A 1,072-nucleotide genomic window follows, 5' to 3' on the forward strand; every position below is an offset into this window, starting at 1 on the left:
GGAATCTTGGCAACCCGCAGGTATTAGCGAAGCACAAATAAAAGCAGCACAGGCGATCGCGACTAAAGTAACCGATGCTTTAGGTGGTGCAGGAATTTTCGGTGTGGAATTCTTTATTACCAAAGATGAAGTGATATTTTCCGAACTTTCCCCTCGTCCTCACGATACAGGAATGGTAACGTTAATTTCTCAAAATTTGAATGAATTTGAATTGCATTTAAGAGCCATTTTGGGCTTACCAATTCCCCACATAGAAACTTTTGCCCCTTCAGCTAGCGCAGTTATCCTTGCTGATCGCCATTCAAAAAATATTATTTTTAATCATGTAGCCAAAGCTTTAGCTACACCAGATGTAGATATCAGATTATTTGGTAAACTCACTTCTCGTCCCTATCGTCGTATGGGAGTCGCATTAGCCAAAGGAAAAGATGTCACAGATGCCAGAAATAAAGCTTTTAAAGCAGCAAAAACAGTTAATTTGAGTGAATCACCAAATCTCTAAATTTAGTGTCTTTTGGAACTAATTAGGGGCGGGTTGAGTCTTAGATTATTAGATTTTAAATTGTGGGGTCACGGATTGGTGACTGTGACCCAGGATGTCGTTTCTCAATTACTCTTTATTTAGACTTTCTACACTCAAAGGTACTAAGTCCCCGTAAATGGTAAATGCTAACAGCATATTTTCTCCTTCTTGGATTAATTTACCTGTTAAAGCACAACTTTCATCTTTTCTCGCTTTTGCATCCAAAGTAGCTCTAATATCAGAAGGCGCAAATTGAGGGCGATAATCTCCTGATTTTTGATGAACGTAATTCCAAAGAATATCTCGGATTAATGCCTGATAACCTTGATTCCCAGAAAGTTCTTTAAGTTTATCTTTCAGACTTCTCTCTAAGCGAATACTAGTTACTTCCATTTCAGTAGTTGATGTACGAGTTAAGGTACGCATAATTTTTTCCTCTAATTCCTGGACATCTTGGTAATATAAGTGTAGTATCGTATCAGTAATTTGAACACCACAGTAAATATAACTTCCGTGAGTTCCATGTCATTTTTAACACTCTTAAACCCC

The 1,072-nt window shown here is 37.7% G+C and carries 2 protein-coding genes; one reads left to right on the top strand and one right to left on the bottom strand.

The features are described from left to right. On the top strand, positions 1–502 hold a 502-nt coding region (locus tag F6J94_RS34010), incomplete at its 5' end, for an ATP-grasp domain-containing protein (RefSeq protein WP_293048390.1). A gap of 108 nt (positions 503–610) precedes the next feature. Here F6J94_RS34010 and F6J94_RS34015 read toward each other — a convergent pair. After that, positions 611–949, bottom strand: a complete 339-nt coding sequence (locus F6J94_RS34015) for a hypothetical protein (protein ID WP_293048394.1) — start codon at positions 947–949, stop codon at positions 611–613. Positions 950–1,072 lie beyond the last annotated feature (123 nt).

It is taken from the genome of Moorena sp. SIO1F2 (genome assembly GCF_010672755.1).
Lineage (GTDB): Bacteria > Cyanobacteriota > Cyanobacteriia > Cyanobacteriales > Coleofasciculaceae > Moorena.

Bases quoted from the DNA above. Each gene is read 5' to 3' on its own strand.
- F6J94_RS34015 (WP_293048394.1), bottom strand. From the start codon at position 949: ATGCGTACCTTAACTCGTACATCAACTACTGAAATGGAAGTAACTAGT.